The following is a 17912-nucleotide window of genomic DNA, read 5'->3' as shown; positions in this document are numbered from 1 at the left end:
TTGAAGTCTGCCTCGATAAGGCGAACCGCGTTCGCCACTCGTCACGGGCTATACGCGCCCTGCACAACTCTATACCTTCCTACTGATTTCACTGCTTTACACCGAGCGAGGTTCCGATCCCATGCAGCTCGACGCACACCCTCGGCAGATACTGTCCCAATGGCCGACGCCGATCGAGACGCTCGACCGGCTCTCCGCCGCTTACGGTGGCCCGCGGATCTCCATCAAGCGGGATGATTTCGGCAGCATCGCCATGGGCGGCAATAAGCTGCGGAAGCTCGAATATCTGATGGGGGACGCTCTGGCGAAGGGATGCGACATCGTCGTCACGTCCGGAGCCTTACAATCGAACCACGCTCGCTTGACTGCGGCGGTCGCCGCCAAGCTTGGCCTGACTTGCCATTTGGTCCTAAAGGACGACGTTGCCGACCGTTCCGAGACCTACCACAACTCGGCAAACCTGCTTCTAGACAAGCTTGTCGGTGCGGAGATCGTGCAGGTCGGACGCCACGACCCGCTCGCCGACGCGGTGGAGGCTCATGCGGCGTCGTTGCGGGCGAAAGGGCTTTCGCCGTATGTCGTGCCGCTGGGCGGGTCGAACGCGATCGGCTGCCTGGGCTACGTGACCTGCGCCCTGGAAATCGCGGAACAGGAACGGAAACTCGCAAGGGCCTTTAGCCACATCTTCGTCGTGTCAGGATCAGGCGGGACTCATGCGGGGCTGCTTGCCGGACTCAAACTCACCGGCTCGACGGCGAAGCTTGTCGGCGCGACAATATCACGGTCGAAAGCGATGCAGCGTCCTATTATCGAGCAGTTAGTCTCTGACGTCGCCCCCCTGGTCGGGATCCATGAATCTGGAACCACGGATGCTATCGAACTCGACGACAGCATGTACCTTCCCGGCTACGGGCTTCCGAACGACCCTTCGAGGAATGCCGTCGTTCAGTGCGCGAAGTCCGAGGGCATCCTTTTGGACCCGGTCTACACGTCGAAGGCGATGGCGGCTCTTTACAACCGGATCGAGGCGGGGACCTTTAAGCCCTCGGATGAGGTGCTCTTCATCCACACCGGCGGTGCGCCAGCGTTGTTCGCGTACGATGAGATCTACGCCAAGAACGCTCCCTTGTAGTTGCCTCCTCCGTAGAGCCCTGGCGCTCCCTGGGCGTTTTTCGCTGCCAGCCGTGTAAGGTGACCCAGCTTGGGCGACTTGAGGTGACTATTGTGAGCCAGCACTACGATTGCCAGTCGGCCACTGCGGACTTCAGATGCGCTTTCACGTCAGCGTTGGCAAAACTCGCGTCGATGGACGTTCGAGCAACGTCGCGCATGATCTCGTCGCTCCACCCGAAGGCGGCCGCCGCCAGTTCGTATTTGGAAGGTTTGTAGCCAACAGGCTTGGATCGTCGGTGTTGACCGACACCCTGACGCCCGCCTTTCGGAGGCGGTCGACGGGATGGGCCTAAATAGAGGGATAAAGCTTGAGCATGAGGTTCGAGGTGGGGCAGGCGCCCAGGGGGATACCGCGTTCGGCAAGAAGCGCCACCACACGGTCGTCCTCGACAGCTCGGACACCGTGGTCGATGCGATCCGCGCCCAATAGTTCGACCGCATCTCGAACTCCTTCCCGGCCGTTCGACTCGCCAGCATAAACGGTACGCCGCCAGCCGGCAGCCGCGGCCCGACGAAATGCCTCGGCAAAGCGTGGTCCGGTGCGACCTGCGGCTGCCTCATTGCCGTCAACCGACAGGGCGACCACCCGCTGATGGCGCCAGGCAATGAGGCAGCAGTCGTCCTGTTCACGCCGCATTTGAGATTTTCGCGTGCTCGTAGTCGACGACCAACAAGGGTCATTGTCGTAAGCTCAGCTGAAGACGCGCAAGTTTCTGCTTGGGTCGCGATAGCGGACCCCAAGTGCCCAGTTCTGTTCTGAAGCGGTGGAAAATGGCGCACCCGAAGAGATTCGAACTCCTGACCCCCAGATTCGTAGTCTGGTGCTCTATCCAGCTGAGCTACGGGTGCGTGCCGGAAGCGGCCGAACCGCTTGCGTGGGCGGTTCTCTAAAGGGTCCTTTCGGGGATTGCAATAGGCTTTCTGAAAAAATCGCGACTTTGGTGGTGCAGAGCGGAAATGCGCAGAAATGCATCACTTTTCTTGGAGAGCGCGGCTGCGATAGTCGTCGAGCGATACCGGGCGGTCCGGAATCTCGATGCGGAACTGCGTTCCGACGGAAGGCTTTTCCACAAGAGCGATCGTGCCACCGTGGGCCAGCACCAGTTCACGGGCGATCACTAGGCCGAGGCCCGTGCCGCCGGAGCGGGCCGAGCCGCGGAAGGCGGCGAAGAGATTTTGTCTGGCCTTCTGCGGCATGCCGGGGCCAGTGTCGTCGACGATGATGCTGACGACGCTACCGACGCGCTGGGCCGAGACGGTGATGCGCTTACCGCCCTCCGACCCGCGCCCCGCGCCCGTGGCACTCAGCGCCTCTACGGCGTTGCGGCAGAGATTGTGGATGACGCGAAACAATTGCTCGCTGTCCGCGTCGACCTCGAGCTCGGGCGCCATCTGGTCGATGAACTCGATGCCGCTTTGGGCATCGATCGCCAACATGTCCTTCACGTCCTGGGTGAGGTCATAAAGCCGGATGCGGCGCCTGCGAGGCGCCGCTTCGCTTGCCTGGCCATAGGACAGCACCTCGGTCGTATAGCCGACCGCGCGGTCGATGGTGCGCAGCAACTTTGGCGCGAAGGCCTTCACCATCGGATCGTCGACATCCACGAGACGGTCCGACATCAGTTGCGCCGAGGCCAGGATGTTGCGCATGTCGTGGTTGATCTTCGAGACGGCGAGGCCGAGCGCTGCCAGGTTCTTCTGCTGCTTCAGCGTCTTTTGCAGTTCCATCTGCATGGAGGTCAGGTGCCGGCCGGCCACCGCGAGCTCATCGCGGCCGCCATCGCCAACGAAGACGTTGTGCAGATTTTCCGGATCCGAGGAGAATTGCTGCATGCTGCCGGTCAGCTTGCGAATCGGCCGGATCAGGATGCGGTTGATCGCGAAGAATACCAGCGTCGCGGTGAACAGCGAGATCAGGATCGACAACAGGAAGACGTTGCGGGAATACGCAAGCATCGCATTGCGCAGGTGCTTGTCCTTCATCACCACTTCGACGCCGGTATTGGTGTCCTGCACCGGGCCATAGACACGGATCAGGCGGTTGCCGCCGAAAATCATCGTATCGAGCGCATCGCTGATCGCCGTCAAAGCCGGCACATCCGTCAGGTCGTATTGCTCATCGACAGAAGTGGGCATGTCAGTCGTGGCAAGCAGGCGAGAGGTGCCCTCCTTGCGCAGCACGATTGCCTTGGTGCCGGTCGCCTCCAGCGTCTCCTTTTGCAGCGCGCGCGGCAGTTCGACCGGCTGCAGGCCGTCGATCACGATCGCGGCCGCAGCCGCGGCATTCAACCTCTCGTCCAGCCATCGCAGGCGCATGCTGGCCACCGAGGGAAAGAAGATCAGCACCTCGGCGAGCATGATGCAGACAACCGTCAGCCACAGCAGCTTGCCGGAAAGCCCGCCGAACTTGCCAGGCGGGCTCTGTTCCGCCTTGTCAGCCTCGGTCCCAGCAGCACCGCCGGGGGGAAGATTGTCACCTTGATCCTGGGCTTGCATAGTCTTTCGTCCGCTTGGCGCAAAGCGCCCTGTGCGCCTTCTATATTAGACGATGACGGTCCGCTTTCAAATCTTTGCGAGCAAAGCCATTTGCGACAAAAGAAAACGCCGCCCGGAGGCGGCGTTTATCGGTCGAAAAGATGAAGGGGATCAGAACTCTTCCCAATTCTGCTCGGCGACGGCGGCATTGCCGCTGAACGCCCGGGCGACGGTGCCCATGGCACGACGGGCCGGAGAGGCCACTGGCCGGTGCTCCTGATGACGGGCAACGGCGACTGGGGCCGCGGCCGGCACGTTCGAGACCTTGAAACGCGAGATGAGACGGACGAGGCCGTCGGCTTCGCCGGAAAGCTTGTGCGTTGCTGCCGAGGTCTCCTCGACCATGGCGGCGTTCTGCTGCGTCACCTGATCCATCTGGTTGACGGCCGTGTTGACTTCCTTGAGGCCGGTTGACTGCTCCTTCGCGGCGGTCGCAATCGAGTGAATGTGGTCGTTGATCGCGTTGACGCGGCGTTCGATCTGGGACAGTGCCTCGCCGGTTGCCTGCACCAGCTTCACACCGACCTGCACTTCGTCGCCCGACTTGGTGATCAGACCTTTGATGTCCTTCGCCGCTGTCGCCGAGCGCTGCGCCAGCTCACGGACCTCCTGGGCGACGACGGCAAAGCCCTTGCCTGCCTCGCCGGCACGCGCGGCTTCAACTCCGGCATTGAGGGCGAGCAGGTTCGTCTGGAAGGCAATCTCGTCGATAACGTTGATGATCTGGCTGATTTCGCGCGAGGCCTGCTCGATCCGGCCCATGGCGTCGACGGCGTTACGGACAACCACGCCCGACTTGCCGGCATCGTCCTTGGCCTCGGAGACCATGACGCTGGCTTCCTGAGCGCGCTCGGTCGAATTGTTGACCACCGCAGTGATCTCGTCGAGAGCAGCCGAAGTCTGTTCGAGGGCGGCGGCCTGCTGCTCGGTACGCTTGGAAAGGTCGTCGCTGGCGGCGCGCAATTCGTTGGTGTTGCCGTGGAAGCCTTCAGCCGTTTCGCGGACCTCGCGCATCGTCGTCTGCAGGGTCGCGAAGGTGCTGTTGACGTTTTGCTGCAGTTCGGCGAAGGCACCTTGGAAGCTGCCGCGCATCGTCTGCGTCAGGTCTCCTTCCGCCAGGCTTGCGATCACCCGGCGCGTTTCGCCGATACCGGCATCGATGCTGGAAAGCAGATGGTTGATATTGCTGGCGAACTGGTTGAGGTTTTCATCGCCATAGTCCTTTTCGATGCGGCGGCTGAAATCGCCCGCAGCCGCGGATGCAACGACAACGGACATGCTGGACTGCAGATCGTCGCTCTTGGCACGCATGGCGGCTTCCTGCGCATTCATGCGGCGAACGGCGAGACCATTCTCCTTGAAGACGGCGACGGCGGCAGCCATCTCGCCGATTTCATCCTGGCGGCCAGCGAAAGGCACTTCGGCGTCAAAGTTGCCATCGGCGACTTCCTTAATCGCGTCTGTGACCTTCTTGATCGGACGGCTGAGCTGAATGGTGCCGATATAGAAGCCCATGCCGACGCCGGCCACGATGCCGACGCCAGTGATCGCAATCACCAGCCACAAAACAGAGGTGCGCGAGCTTTCGACCTGCGCATTGACGGCGTCCAGTGTCGCCTTGTCGGTGGCGACGATCGCATCGATCTCCGCCTGGAAAGCCTTGCGGTTAGCACGGTTGGCGTCGTTGTTACCCTGCTCGTTCGCGGCCTGGGGGCTCACTTCAGTGCCGAGACGTGCTGTTTCGGCGCGGAATGTCCGGAATTCCTTTGCGCGCTCGGTCATTTTCACGAAGGTATCCTTCTGGCTTTCCGGAACCAGCGGAGCCCAGGAGGCGATTACCTTGTCGATCTGATCGAGATCGGACAGCAGTCCCTTGGCAAAGTTTGCGGCCTCCTTTGTCGACTGCGCGTTATAAATCCCGCGGGCCTCCATCACCGTTGCCGTCACGAAGCGGTTAAGGCGCTCGCCGGCGTAAGCGCGATCGGATGCATCTCCGTACGCCGACAGATTCTCTTCGTATTGACGCACAGCCCAAAGTGCCGTTGCCCCGATCAGCAGTGCAACGCCGCACATGGCGGAGACAAGCAGATTGATCTTACCGCGAATTTTCAAAGGAAGCCCCCCAAGACTAATCACAAGCCGGGAAAGCATTCCGGCCGATAGCTAAATTTGGCCGAAATAAATTAATGTTAGCTTTCGTATGCTTGGCCGCATCACTACAAAAAATTACCTGTACTTAGTCGTCGCCGTTTTATTTTTTGCGCGCGAGGCGTCTGGCTATCGGCAAAATGCGCGCAATAGTTGAGATCTGAGAAAAATATTACGCAAGCGCATGGCTTGTCGCTTGTCACAAACATTAATGCGCTTCGCTAAATCTTGTATCGCAGCACCGAAATCGGGAAATTCCGGGCAATAATTGACTTTGGCGGCCTTCATCCGTATAAGCCGCCGCACGTCCGGTCATTTAAGGCTCTCGTTGGCCTCGCCCGTTCGAAAAACAACGCTCCTTGCAATATGCAAATTCAAGAAGGGCCGCACTCCGCGGTGTTTAAATAAATGAAGCGTACCTACCAACCATCCAAGCTTGTTCGCAAGCGCCGCCACGGTTTCCGTGCACGTATGGCCACCAAGGGCGGCCGTAAGGTTATCGTTGCTCGCCGCGCACGCGGCCGCAAGCGTCTTTCGGCCTAAGGCCGGAGTTGCCCGATAAGAGATGGCGGGCGAATTGACGACCAATAATGAGAAAATGACTGCCGGGCGGCTGAAAAGCCGCCCGCAGTTTCTTGCTGTCCGCCAAGGCGAAAAACGCAAGGGCGGTTTCTTCCTGCTTGAGGTCCTCGACCGGAAGGAACCCGAGACAGAAGCCCGTGTCGGCTTCACCGTCACCAAGAAACACGGCAATGCAGTCGAGCGAAACCGCATGCGGCGGCGCCTGAAAGAGGCGGTGCGACTTCATGCAGGGTTTGCAATGCAGCCCGGACACGACTATGTGGTTGTCGCGCGAAGGGACGTGCTGAAAGCATCCTTCAAAGAATTAGCCGCAGAGCTCAAAACTCGCGTCGAGACCAAGCCGAAACACAAGCGGTCCGGAGACGGCCGCCCCAGGAACGTATGATGCAAAACAACCGCAACTACTTCATTGCGATCGCTCTTTCCGTGCTGATCGTTCTCGGGTGGCAATTCCTCTATATGAATCCGCGCATCGAAGCGCAGCGCAAGGCAGAACTCGCTCAAAAGGCGCAGCAGAAGACCGAACAGGTGCAGACCCCGACCGCCGGTGGAGCGAGTACGGCTCAGCCCGATGGCGCAGCCCCTTCGGCAACCACGACGACCTCCCTGATCGACGCACTTGCCAAGAACCCGCGCGTCGTGATCGATACGGCAGCACTCGCAGGCTCGATCAACCTAGTCGGCGCACGCCTCGACGACCTGAAGCTCAAGGGCTACCACGAGACGGTCGACGACTCGAGCCCGATCATCACGCTCTTTAGCCCTTCCGAAACCAAGGATGGCTACTTCGCCGAACTCGGCTACATCGGTGACGCCGCCACCGGCTCTGTTCCCGGCCCCTCAACCGTCTGGACGGCACCGGAAGGTGCCAAGCTGACGGAGAAGACGCCGGTTACTCTCACCTATACGAACGAAAAGGGCATCACCTTTGCCCGTACGATCTCGGTCGACGAGCACTACATGTTCACCGTCACCGACAAGATCACCAATGCTGGCCAAGCCGCCGCTGCATTGTCCTCCTATGGCCGTGTCACGCGCTACAACAAGCCGGCGGTCGCCTCGACCTACGTACTGCACGAAGGCTTCATCGGCGTGATCGGCGATAGCCTGATCGAGAGCAAGTATGCAGCCGTCGAGAAGGAAGCCGTGACGCCGGAAACGGCAACCGGCGGCTGGCTCGGTATCACCGACAAATATTGGGCAGCGACGATCATTCCACCGCAGCAGACGCCCTACGATGCGCGCTTCACCCACTTCACCGATGGCCAGCCGCGCTTCCAGGCCGACTACAAGCAGAACGCGGTTACCGTTGCACCGGGCCAGTCGCTCGAGCTCAAGAACCTCGTCTTTGCCGGCGCCAAGGAAGTTCCTGTTATCGACGGCTACGAGAAGACCTATTCGATCCCGAAGTTCGACCGGTTGATCGACTGGGGCTGGTTCTACTTCCTGACGAAGCCGATGTTCAGGTTGATGGACTTCTTCTTCCGCTACTTCGGCAACTTCGGCGTTGCGATCCTGCTTACCACGATCGTCGTCAAGGCGCTGTTCTTCCCGCTTGCCAGCAAGCAGTACGCTTCGATGGCGAACATGAAGCGCGTGCAGCCAAAGATGGAGGAGTTGAAGAGCAAGTTTGGCGACGACCGCATGGCGCTGCAGCAGGCGACCATGCAGCTCTACAAGGACGAAAAGATCAACCCGATTGCCGGTTGCTGGCCGATCCTGCTGCAGATTCCCGTGTTCTTCGCGCTCTACAAGGTGATCTACATCACCATCGAGATGCGCCATGCGCCGTTCTTCGGCTGGATCCAGGATCTCTCCGCACCCGATCCGACCTCGTTCATCAACCTTTTCGGCCTTCTGCCGTTCGAAGCGCCAACCTTGCTGCATCTCGGCATCTGGCCGCTGATCATGGGCGTCACGATGTTCGTGCAAATGCGCATGAACCCGACACCGCCGGACCCGACGCAGGCGATGATCTTCAACTGGATGCCGCTGGTCTTCACCTTCATGCTGGCGAGCTTCCCGGCCGGTCTGGTCATCTACTGGGCCTGGAACAATACGCTTTCAGTGCTTCAGCAGTCGGTGATCATGAAGCGGCACGGCGTGAAGATCGAGCTCTTCGACAATCTGAAGGGGCTATTCAAACGAAAGCCGGCTCCAACAGAGAAATGATTATAGCCCCGCTTCGGCGGGGCTTTTCATTTCTGCCGGCGTGGCCGCCGCATCTGGGCGACTGCCGGCGTGGCGGTTGACAAAATCGCCCGAAACCTGAATGCCATAGGCACACTGGATTGGACTGGAAAAGGCCGAATGACCGACAGCAAGAACGACAAGCCGCTCTTCGGACGCCCCTGGACTTTCATCCGCGGCGTGCCGTCCCTGAAATTCCTGCCGCCGGAAGGACCGCTGGAAGTGGCCTTTGCCGGTCGCTCGAATGTCGGCAAGTCGTCGCTGATCAATGCGCTCGTCAGCCACAAGGGGCTGGCACGCACCTCCAACACGCCGGGGCGCACGCAGGAGCTCAACTACTTCGTGCCGGAGGGTTACTCGGGTGAAGGCGGCGACCTGCCGCCGATGGCACTGGTCGACATGCCGGGCTACGGCTATGCGCAGGCGCCGAAAGACCAGGTCGATGCCTGGACGAAGCTCGTCTTCGATTACCTGCGCGGGCGGGCGACGCTGAAGCGCGTCTACGTGCTGATCGACAGCCGCCACGGGGTAAAGAAGAACGACGATGAGGTTCTCGATCTGCTCGACAAGGCGGCCGTCTCCTACCAGATCGTTCTGACCAAGACGGACAAGATCAAGCCACCGGCCGTGACCAAGCTGCTCGCGGAGACGACGGAAAAGATCAAGAAGCGGCCGGCCGCTTATCCCGGGATCATTGCCACGTCATCGGAAAAGAGCGAAGGGCTCGATGACCTGCGCGAGGCAATCGCGCAAACGGTCGGCATCGCCAACTGGAAATGAAAGAGGGGCGCGCCCCAATGCCAAGGGCGCTACCCCGAACTGTCTCACTCGATTACATCTTTGGCAGCAGTACCTTGTCGACCACGTGAATCACGCCGTTCGACTGCTTGACGTCGGCAATAGTGACGTCGGCGACGTCGCCGTTCTCGTCGGTCAACGTGATCTTGCCCATGCTTTCCTTGGCCTTGAGCACGCAGCCACCTATGGTCTTGATGTCGTGTTCGCCACCGTCATCCTTGATCATCTTGGCGACGGCCTTCGACATTGCGTCGGCTGCGACGACGTGGCAAGTCAGGATCTTGGTCAGCGTCGCCTTGTTCTCCGGCTTCAGCAGCGTATCGACCGTACCGGCCGGCAGTGCTGCGAAAGCTTCATTGGTCGGCGCAAAGACCGTGAATGGTCCCTTGCCCTCAAGCGTCGAGACCAGACCGGCCGCCTTGACGGCAGCAACCAGCGTCGTGTGGTCTTTGGAGTTCACTGCATTTTCGACGATGTTCTTCGTCGGATACATGGCAGCGCCGCCGACCATCGGGTTCTTGGCCTGCGCAGCCAAAGCAAATGCGGAAACGGCAGCAGCAAGCACACTCAAGCGCAGTGCGGACTTCATCATGATTGTTCTCCTCTAACGTCCGCGCACAAGACCGGCCGAATGCCGGCGTTCCGTTGCGGACATGAAGATCTACGGAAGGCTCGCAGGAAGAGTTTCAGCGCGCTTGTTGAAAAAACATTAGCGGCGATGCGTCGTGCCGCTCGCCACGATCGGCCCCGTGACCTGCCCGGTCGGCGAGCCGCCGAAAGGTTCGAGGCTGACGGCGAGGGCCGCGCCCTCGTTTATGCTACCGCGCATATCAGCGGGTATGACCAACTCGCCGGCCTGATCCGGAGGAAACACGCCAAGCGATCTTGGCGCGCCGCTTGCCGGAACGAGCCAAAGCTCCAGCGACTTCTCTTCAGGGTTGCCGATAGCGACGGGTACAATCTTTAGTTTTCCGCTCTGCCGCTCATAGGAGGCCAAGAGGTTGACCTGGCTGTTGGAGGCGGTCAGCTCGGCCAAAAGCGGCGCGGACGTCTGCGACGGAGCGACGACGACGGTGGCAATCGTCAGCGCCCCCACCGTAATCAGCAGCGAGACGAGCGCAAGACAGCGCCAGAAGACGATGGAACCCCACAGACCGCGCGCCGGCGTCGGGGCAGCTTCCGGCGTGCCGAACAGCCGCGCTTCGATCTGCTTAAACGTTTCCTGACTGGGGCTGACGATGTCATAATCATCGTTGAAAGCGGAGAGGTTGGTTTCCCATCGGCTGACGATAGCGGCGAACTGTCTATCGCGGCGCATGCGCTCCTCCACAACCCGTCGATCCTTGAAGGAAAGAACACCAAGAACATACTCACCGGCGAGTACCTCGTCGCGGGAGCGGCCTCCCTTGCTCTGATCCGGCGATGTCATCGTTCCATGCACTCTCTCAGTTTCAAGAGGCTGCGACGCAGCCATGTGCGCATCGTGTTCAAAGGGACGCCAAACTGATCGGCCAGTTCCTGATAGCTTTGTCCTTCGACGTAGGCTCTCTTCACTGCCACCGCCCGATCAGCTTCCAACTCTTCCATGCAGGTGTCAATGCGCCTTCCCTCATCCTTGATCACAGTCTGTATCTCGGGGGAAGGATCGTCGTCCGCGAGGTCGTAGGCACTGTCCAATTCGTCGGCAATCGGCTTGCGCGCACGAATGATGTCGATTGCCTGGTTGCGCGCAATTGCCGCCAGCCAGGACGATGGCGCCCCGGAGCCCGCGGCAAACACGCCGGCGCGCTGCCAGATCTTGACGTAGACTTCCTGCAGCGATTCCTCAGCGTCCGTCCTGTCTTTCAAAATACGCAGGCAGATGGAGAAGAGTTTCGGACTCGTCTCACGATAGAGCGCGGCAAAGGCCTTGCGATCGCCGATCGCAACGAGGCTTATCAAACGTGCGATTTCGTCGCTGGTCATCCCATGCCTCTTGCCAAACGCCCGCCCCTCGAACCCGCTCGCCAACACATACGGAAAACTAATGGTCTCTAGATTATTCCCTCTGTCAAAAACTTGAGATAAAAGGCCGCGATCAATTCTGCGGGGTATCCCATGAACCAGTCCGAAAGCGAAACTCAGGCACGCCTCCTTGCGCAAGCGCTGCCCTTCATGCAGCGCTACGAAAACAAGACGATCGTCGTGAAGTACGGCGGCCATGCCATGGGCAATCCCGAGCTCGGGAAGGCCTTCGCAAGCGACATCGCGCTGTTGAAGCAATCCGGCGTCAACCCGATCGTCGTTCACGGCGGCGGCCCGCAGATCGGCGCGATGCTGACGAAGATGGGCATCGAATCGAAATTCGAAGGCGGCCTGCGCGTCACCGACGCCAAGACGGTCGAGATCGTCGAAATGGTTCTGGCCGGCTCGATCAACAAGGAAATCGTCGCGCTCATCAACCAGACGGGCGAATGGGCGATCGGTCTTTGCGGCAAGGACGGCAACATGGTCTTTGCCGAAAAAGCGCAGAAAAAGGTCAAGGATCCGGATTCTAACATCGAGCGTGTCCTCGACCTCGGCTTCGTCGGCGAGGTCGTCGAAGTCGACCGCACGCTACTTGACCTGCTCGCCCGCTCAGAGATGATCCCTGTTATCGCTCCGGTCGCTCCCGGTCGCGACGGCGCGACCTACAACATCAATGCCGACACCTTTGCTGGGGCGATCGCCGGTGCGCTGAACGCCACCCGCCTACTCTTCCTGACGGATGTTCCCGGCGTTCTCGACAAGCAGGGCAACCTGATCAAGGAACTTTCCGTCGCGCAGGCGCACGCGCTGATCGCTGACGGAACGATTTCCGGCGGCATGATCCCGAAAGTCGAAACCTGCATCGATGCGATCAAGGCAGGGGTGCAGGGCGTCGTCATCCTGAACGGCAAGACCGCCCATTCCGTGCTGCTCGAGATCTTCACAGAGCATGGCGCGGGAACGCTGATCGTTCCCTGAGCCTTTTTCTTTTACGCAATCCCGGACGGAAAGCCCTTTACACTTTTCCTGGAATTGCTTTAGCCCGCGGCGGCATAGACCGCCGCGGCTGCCTCTTTCAGCTTTTCCATCATCGCCCGGTGGGGTCCCGGTCCGTAGCTGATGCGGCTGACGCCAAGTCTTGCGAGCGTCCTCACGTCCGGCGCACCCGGTCTCATCATGATGTTAACCGGCAGGTTTGACGCGGCGCAGATTTTCTCGATCAGGCCCTCGTCAATCAGCCAAGGCACAAAGAAGCCATTTGCACCAGCTGCGGCGTAAACCTTGCCGCGCTCGATCGCTTCGTCGACCAGATCTGCATGCTTGGAGAGATCACCTTCGCGCAAGAACAGATCGGTGCGCGCATTGATGAAAAAGGGTATGCCCCTCGCATCAGCCATCTCGCGAATGGCCCGGATGCGGGTTGCCTGTTTCTCGACCGGGTGCAGCCCTTCGCCGCCCACCACCTGATCTTCGAAGTTGATGCCGATGGCGCCCACGTCGATCAGCTTGGCGACATTGGCGGCTGCCCCGGCCGGATTGGTCGAATACGCCCCTTCGAAGTCGACGGAGAGAGGCAGGTCGTTGACTGCCGTAATCTGGCGAACCGTTGCTACCAGCGCATCCAGCGGAATCCTCTCACCATCCCCATAACCTTGTGCTGCGGCAACCGACCAGCTTCCTGTTGCCAGCGCCTTGGCGCCGGCCTCGGTCACGGCTTTCGCCGTTCCTGCGTCCCATATGTTGTAAAGAACAACAGGATTGCCCTTTTGATGGAGCGCGCCGAACGCCTTTGCCTTCTCAGCCTGATTCATTGGATCTCCTCCACAAACAATCCCTTGGTCTTCATCTCATTTTCGTGTCGCAAAAGCCATTGCTTGCGCCAGAGCCCGCCGCCATAGCCGGTCAGTGACCCGTCAACGCCTGTCAGCCGGTGGCAGGGGATGACAATCGCCAACTGGTTCGCCCCATTGGCGCGGCCGACGGCGCGCACCACTTGCGGGTTTTCCATGCTGCGCGCAATGTCCCTGTAAGCGCGTGTCTCACCGATGGGTATGTGCATCAGCTTCGACCAGATCTCGCATTCGAAGGCCGTACCGAAACCCAACGCGAGCGGCGTCCGGAACGTTGCGGACCTGCCATCGAAATAGGCTTTCAGCTCGGCGCCGATTTGATCAATCGCCGATGTGCGGCCGGCTGCGACCGTGGAGCGTGTCTTGCGCTGTAGCTTCTCCAGCTCGGCCGGCAGCGCCTTGCGGTCGTGGAATTCGAGAAGATGCAGATGCGTCTGGTCGGCCACCGCAACCATGGGGCCGAGCGGCGTTTCGAACCAGTCGGCAAACAAGAGATCGCGGTTCTGCGACATCGCAGGCGCTTTACCGATCAGCCGCTGAAACGCGGCGCGGAAGCCGCTGCCCGATTCAAATCCTGCCTCGATCTGAGCATCGATGACACGGGCGCCATTCGCCAGTTGCTTTGCCGCCTCGCCAAGACGGCGATAGCGGGCGATATCGAGAAAGGTCATGCCGAGGGATCGCTTGAAAGCCCGCCGCACGGTCGAGGGATCGTAGCCGTGCGCGATCAGATGGTCCTCTGTCCATCGCGCTGCGGGATCACGGTCGAGCACCGTGAGGAGTTGGTCGACGATCGGCTCCCTGCCTGCCTCTTCCAGCGGCCGGCACCGTTGGCACGGCCGGAAGCCAGATTGCATGCAGGTGGCGATAGAATCGTAGAACAGCGTATTTTCCCGCTTCGGCTTGCGAGCGGGGCAAGTCAGCCGGCAGAAAATACCCGTTGTTTTGACGCAGACATAGGCAAGGCCCTCATAGGCCGGGCTGCGGTCAATCAGCGCATCGTACAGCGCGTCGTCATTGGGCAGATCAAAGAGCATGAGGCGTTTTACCATCCCTTCCGCGCCGCGTCCGCCGCAAATCGGGCGTCTATTTTTTCTTGCCGATTTCCTTGCCCGGGAAGCCGTGCCATAACGCCCCCATGACCAAGATAGATCGCGCGCCGACCAAGGCAGACTTCTCACATGTGACCGAGTGGGTTTTCGACCTCGACAACACGCTCTACCCGCATCATGTCAATCTGTTCGCGCAGATCGACAAGAACATGACGGCCTACGTCTCGACTCTGCTGCAGATGGAGCGGGACGAGGCACGCAAGCTGCAGAAACAATACTATCTCGATCACGGAACGACCCTGCAGGGTCTGATGATTCACCACGGCGTCGATCCGAACGACTTTCTCGAGAAGGCGCATGCGATCGACTATTCGAGCCTGACGGCGCAGCCCGAACTGGGCGCGGCCATCAAGGCCCTGCCGGGTCGCAAGTTCATCTTCACCAATGGCAGCGTCAAGCATGCCGAGATGGCGGCCGGTGCGCTCGGCATCCTCGAGCATTTCGACGATATTTTCGACATCGTGGCGGCGGACTTCGTGCCGAAGCCGGCGCAGGCGACCTATGACAAGTTCGCGGCACTGAAGCGGATCGAGACCGGCAAAGCGGCGATGTTCGAGGACCTGCCCCGCAATCTCAAGGTTCCAAAAACGCTTGGCATGCAGACTGTCCTGCTGGTACCTAACAATCTCGAGGATACGGTTGTCGAATGGTGGGAAAAGACCAGCGGCGAGGATGATCACATCGACTTCGTGACCGACGATCTCACTGATTTTCTTGCGAAGATTGCCGGCTAGATTACTAAAGTTTCATCCAGCTTACCGATCTTTAATTGGGCGATTTGCCACATCGGCCCTACCCTTTCGTCTGCGATCCCATGCGATTGCACATTGAAAGGAGCTGAAATGTCTCGGAACAAGCTGATACTGGCCGCACTCTCCTCCGTCATGATCGTCGGTGCCGCAGCCGGCACCAGCTTTGCTGCGTCTCACGACAAGAAGCATCATCCGCCTCGCCCGCAACACGGCATGGGCATGATGATGGGACCGCGCATGGGCGCGATCCGTGAAGTCGTCTTCGTTCGCATGCTAAAGCAGTTCGACACGAACAAGGACGGCCAGATTTCCAAGCAGGAAGTCAAGGACGGCATGGAGGCAATCTTCGTTGCCATCGATACCGACAAGGACGGCTCGCTGACGCCGGGCGAAATCCGCAAATACCGCGAAGCCCAGATCGCCAAGGCGAAAGCCCCCGCCGATGACGCCACGGATGACGATGCTACGCCGATGGCGCCGCCGCCGGATGCCGACGACGCCCAGCCAGCCCCACCGCAACCCAGCCCCGACGGCCGACCGGATCGCCGTGGCATGCATGGCGGGATGATGCGAGGCATGATGATGATGCAACGCTTCGACACCGACGAGAACGGCCAGATTTCCAAGGAGGAAGCCGAAGCCGCGTTCGACAAGTTCTTCACCTGGATGGACCGCAACAAGGACGGCGTGATCTCGCTCGACGACATGCCGGATCGCCCGTTCCCGTAAGCAAGCACTTACCGAGACCGAAGCCCGCCACCCTGAACTGCCCCCCGAAAATTGGACAACAACCTTCGGGGGTCAGTTCACCCTCGGCGGGCTTCCTATTCGTGCCGCTCGTAAAAATCCTCGATGATCTTCCACGCTGCATCGGCAGTGTCGACGAAGCTGATCAGATCGACATCGTCCGGCGCGATCGTTCCGAACTCCGCAAGCGCCTCGAAATTGACGATGCTCCTCCAGAACTTTTCACCGAACAGGATGAGCGGCATCTTTTCCATGCGGCCGGTCTGAATCAGCGTCAGGCACTCGAAGAATTCGTCGAGAGTGCCGAAGCCGCCGGGAAAGACAGCGATTGCCTTAGCGCGCACCATGAAGTGCATCTTGCGGATCGCGAAATAATGGAAATTGAAGCTCAGCTCCGGTGTCACGTAGACGTTCGGCGCCTGTTCGTGCGGGAGCACGATGTTGAGGCCGATCGAGGGCGCGCCCTCGTCGGCCGCGCCGCGATTGCCGGCTTCCATGACACCAGGGCCACCGCCGGTGACGATCACATATTCACGAAAATCGAAGCCGGCCGAATATTTCGAGCATAGCCGAGCAAACTTGCGCGCCTCGTCGTAGTAGACCGATGCCGCCTCAAGGTTGGCGCGCTGCACCTCGTTGCGTGCCGCCCAGGCGCTTTGGCCCGGAGCGGGAATGCGGGCGCCGCCAAACATCACGACCGTCGACCGGATGCCGCGTTCAGCCAGCATCATCTCGACTTTCAGCAATTCGAGTTGCAGCCGGATCGGCCGCAGTTCCTCGCGACACAGAAACTCTTCGTCGACATAGGCAAGGCGGTAGGACGGCGACAGCGTTTGCGGCGTTTTCGGCACAGCTTCTGCGCGGTGCTTGTCGGTTGCGCTCGTCTTCAGCGGGTCCCAGACGCCGTCCTTGCGCCGCAGCCTGCCGTTTCTTGCCTTTGCCATGTCTAAATGCCTTTCAGTACAGCCGGCAAACGCTGCCGGTATGTCGTTTCATGCTTGAATCGGGAGAATTACTATGCCCCGAAAAATCATTCCATTTTACCCTTGCATGCGATAGAGCAGATCGCATCCCGCCAATCACAATTCCCGGAGGCTTCGGTCTCCACGATAGAGACCGAAGTTTAAGGAATTCCCATGAGCGCCACCGACCTTTCTTCCCTCGAAAAGACCATCGAAGCGGCCTTCGACAACCGCGACAACGTCAATACGTCGACGAAGGGCGAGGTTCGCGACGCGGTCGAAGCAGCACTCGAACTTCTCGACGGCGGTAAGGCGCGCGTTGCCGAGCGTGGCAGCGACGGCGCCTGGAAGGTCAATCAGTGGCTGAAGAAGGCCGTGCTTCTCTCGTTCCGCCTGAATGACATGGAAGTCGTCAAGGGTGGTTCGGGCAATTCGACCTGGTGGGACAAGGTGCCGTCCAAGTTCGAGAGGTGGGGCGAAAACCAATATCGCGCCGCCGGCTTCCGCGCCGTTCCGAACTGCGTCGTGCGCCGCTCCGCCTACATCGCCAAGAACGTCGTATTGATGCCGTCCTTCGTCAACCTCGGCGCCTTCGTCGACGAAGGCACGATGGTCGATACCTGGGCGACTGTCGGCTCCTGCGCCCAGATCGGCAAGCATGTGCATCTCTCGGGCGGCGTCGGCATCGGCGGCGTTCTGGAGCCGATGCAGGCTGGCCCGACGATCATCGAAGACAACTGCTTCATCGGCGCTCGTTCGGAAGTCGTTGAAGGCTGCATCATCCGCGAGGGCTCGGTTCTCGGCATGGGCGTCTATATCGGCAAATCGACCAAGATCGTCGATCGCGCCACCGGCGAGGTCATGTACGGCGAAGTGCCGCCCTACTCCGTGGTTGTCGCCGGCTCGATGCCATCGGGCAATGCCAGCATGGCCAACGGCCAGCCGGCACCGCACCTCTACTGCGCCGTCATCGTCAAGCGCGTCGACGAAAAGACCCGCTCGAAGACCGGCATCAACGAACTGCTACGCGACTGATAAATCTTGAGGTTCCAGCGG

Annotated in this window: 18 protein-coding genes and 1 tRNA gene; 9 read left to right on the top strand and 10 right to left on the bottom strand. The window is 60.1% G+C overall.

Annotated elements, in window-relative coordinates; all coding sequences use genetic code 11:
- Window positions 1-121 precede the first annotated feature (121 nt).
- Window positions 122-1132 carry a D-cysteine desulfhydrase family protein gene (locus tag K9B32_RS07290; protein WP_224561277.1) on the top strand — a complete coding sequence of 337 codons (1011 nt, stop codon included), beginning with the start codon at window positions 122-124 and terminating at the stop codon, window positions 1130-1132.
- A gap of 330 nt (window positions 1133-1462) precedes the next feature.
- On the opposite strand, the gene K9B32_RS07285 is transcribed toward K9B32_RS07290, so the two are convergent.
- The 4 genes from K9B32_RS07285 to K9B32_RS07270 all read right to left on the bottom strand — a co-directional run bounded on the left by K9B32_RS07285 (window position 1463) and on the right by K9B32_RS07270 (window position 5820).
- On the bottom strand, window positions 1463-1810 hold the full coding sequence (locus K9B32_RS07285) for a hypothetical protein (RefSeq protein ID WP_318013315.1): 348 nt from the start codon (window positions 1808-1810) through the stop codon (window positions 1463-1465).
- A gap of 135 nt (window positions 1811-1945) precedes the next feature.
- A tRNA-Arg gene (locus tag K9B32_RS07280) sits at window positions 1946-2022 on the bottom strand.
- Between the two features lie 123 nt (window positions 2023-2145).
- On the bottom strand, window positions 2146-3669 hold the full coding sequence (locus tag K9B32_RS07275) for a sensor histidine kinase (RefSeq protein WP_224561276.1): 1524 nt from the start codon (window positions 3667-3669) through the stop codon (window positions 2146-2148).
- A 150-nt stretch (window positions 3670-3819) separates the two neighbouring features.
- A complete protein-coding gene (locus K9B32_RS07270) occupies window positions 3820-5820 on the bottom strand; it encodes a methyl-accepting chemotaxis protein (RefSeq protein WP_224561275.1) in 2001 nt (666 codons plus the stop codon).
- A gap of 444 nt (window positions 5821-6264) precedes the next feature.
- On the opposite strand from K9B32_RS07270, the gene rpmH reads away from it, so the two are divergent.
- From rpmH to yihA, 4 genes are all read left to right on the top strand, one after another.
- Window positions 6265-6399 (top strand): 50S ribosomal protein L34, encoded by a 135-nt coding sequence (gene rpmH, locus K9B32_RS07265; protein ID WP_016552555.1) that lies wholly within the window; start codon window positions 6265-6267, stop codon window positions 6397-6399.
- 22 nt (window positions 6400-6421) lie between these two features.
- The gene (gene rnpA / locus K9B32_RS07260) at window positions 6422-6823 is read left to right on the top strand and encodes a ribonuclease P protein component (RefSeq protein WP_224561274.1); all 402 of its coding nucleotides are present in this window, start codon (window positions 6422-6424) and stop codon (window positions 6821-6823) included.
- Window positions 6823-8610, top strand: a complete 1788-nt coding sequence (gene yidC, locus K9B32_RS07255) for a membrane protein insertase YidC (RefSeq protein ID WP_224561273.1) — start codon at window positions 6823-6825, stop codon at window positions 8608-8610. Before rnpA ends, yidC begins: the two co-directional genes overlap by 1 nt.
- Before the next feature lie 138 nt (window positions 8611-8748).
- Window positions 8749-9408 carry a ribosome biogenesis GTP-binding protein YihA/YsxC gene (gene yihA, locus K9B32_RS07250; protein WP_224561272.1) on the top strand — a complete coding sequence of 220 codons (660 nt, stop codon included), beginning with the start codon at window positions 8749-8751 and terminating at the stop codon, window positions 9406-9408.
- 52 nt (window positions 9409-9460) lie between these two features.
- Here the strand turns inward: yihA and K9B32_RS07245 are convergent, their stop codons facing one another.
- The 3 genes from K9B32_RS07245 to K9B32_RS07235 all read right to left on the bottom strand — a co-directional run bounded on the left by K9B32_RS07245 (window position 9461) and on the right by K9B32_RS07235 (window position 11391).
- Entirely contained in the window at window positions 9461-10018 is a 558-nt protein-coding gene (locus K9B32_RS07245; RefSeq protein ID WP_224561271.1) for a fasciclin domain-containing protein, read from the bottom strand.
- A 117-nt stretch (window positions 10019-10135) separates the two neighbouring features.
- Window positions 10136-10855, bottom strand: coding sequence for an anti-sigma factor domain-containing protein (locus K9B32_RS07240; RefSeq protein ID WP_224561270.1), 720 nt, complete (start codon window positions 10853-10855; stop codon window positions 10136-10138).
- Entirely contained in the window at window positions 10852-11391 is a 540-nt protein-coding gene (locus K9B32_RS07235; RefSeq protein ID WP_224561269.1) for a sigma-70 family RNA polymerase sigma factor, read from the bottom strand. The genes K9B32_RS07240 and K9B32_RS07235 overlap by 4 nt, the downstream gene beginning before the upstream one ends.
- A gap of 132 nt (window positions 11392-11523) precedes the next feature.
- On the opposite strand from K9B32_RS07235, the gene argB reads away from it, so the two are divergent.
- Complete coding sequence (gene argB, locus K9B32_RS07230; RefSeq protein ID WP_007529633.1) at window positions 11524-12411, top strand: acetylglutamate kinase; 888 nt, start codon at window positions 11524-11526, stop codon at window positions 12409-12411.
- Between the two features lie 59 nt (window positions 12412-12470).
- Here the strand turns inward: argB and K9B32_RS07225 are convergent, their stop codons facing one another.
- On the bottom strand, window positions 12471-13244 hold the full coding sequence (locus K9B32_RS07225; RefSeq protein WP_224561268.1) for an isocitrate lyase/phosphoenolpyruvate mutase family protein: 774 nt from the start codon (window positions 13242-13244) through the stop codon (window positions 12471-12473).
- Window positions 13241-14320 (bottom strand): bifunctional transcriptional activator/DNA repair enzyme AdaA, encoded by a 1080-nt coding sequence (locus tag K9B32_RS07220; RefSeq protein WP_224561303.1) that lies wholly within the window; start codon window positions 14318-14320, stop codon window positions 13241-13243. The genes K9B32_RS07225 and K9B32_RS07220 overlap by 4 nt, the downstream gene beginning before the upstream one ends.
- A gap of 101 nt (window positions 14321-14421) precedes the next feature.
- Here K9B32_RS07220 and K9B32_RS07215 point away from each other — a divergent pair, with 101 nt between their 5' ends.
- Both K9B32_RS07215 and K9B32_RS07210 read left to right on the top strand, forming a co-directional pair.
- Window positions 14422-15129: a pyrimidine 5'-nucleotidase gene (locus K9B32_RS07215; protein WP_224561267.1), complete on the top strand. Its 708-nt coding sequence runs from the start codon at window positions 14422-14424 to the stop codon at window positions 15127-15129.
- 108 nt (window positions 15130-15237) lie between these two features.
- The gene (locus tag K9B32_RS07210) at window positions 15238-15876 is read left to right on the top strand and encodes an EF-hand domain-containing protein (RefSeq protein ID WP_224561266.1); all 639 of its coding nucleotides are present in this window, start codon (window positions 15238-15240) and stop codon (window positions 15874-15876) included.
- A gap of 95 nt (window positions 15877-15971) precedes the next feature.
- Here the strand turns inward: K9B32_RS07210 and K9B32_RS07205 are convergent, their stop codons facing one another.
- Window positions 15972-16838: an LOG family protein gene (locus tag K9B32_RS07205; protein ID WP_007802046.1), complete on the bottom strand. Its 867-nt coding sequence runs from the start codon at window positions 16836-16838 to the stop codon at window positions 15972-15974.
- A gap of 192 nt (window positions 16839-17030) precedes the next feature.
- Here K9B32_RS07205 and dapD point away from each other — a divergent pair, with 192 nt between their 5' ends.
- Window positions 17031-17891: a 2,3,4,5-tetrahydropyridine-2,6-dicarboxylate N-succinyltransferase gene (gene dapD / locus K9B32_RS07200; protein ID WP_224561265.1), complete on the top strand. Its 861-nt coding sequence runs from the start codon at window positions 17031-17033 to the stop codon at window positions 17889-17891.
- The last annotated feature ends 21 nt before the right edge of the window (window positions 17892-17912 follow it).

The organism is Rhizobium sp. 3T7, from assembly GCF_020166565.1.
Lineage (GTDB): Bacteria > Pseudomonadota > Alphaproteobacteria > Rhizobiales > Rhizobiaceae > Rhizobium.
This window is presented reverse-complemented; position numbering and strand designations above follow the sequence as displayed.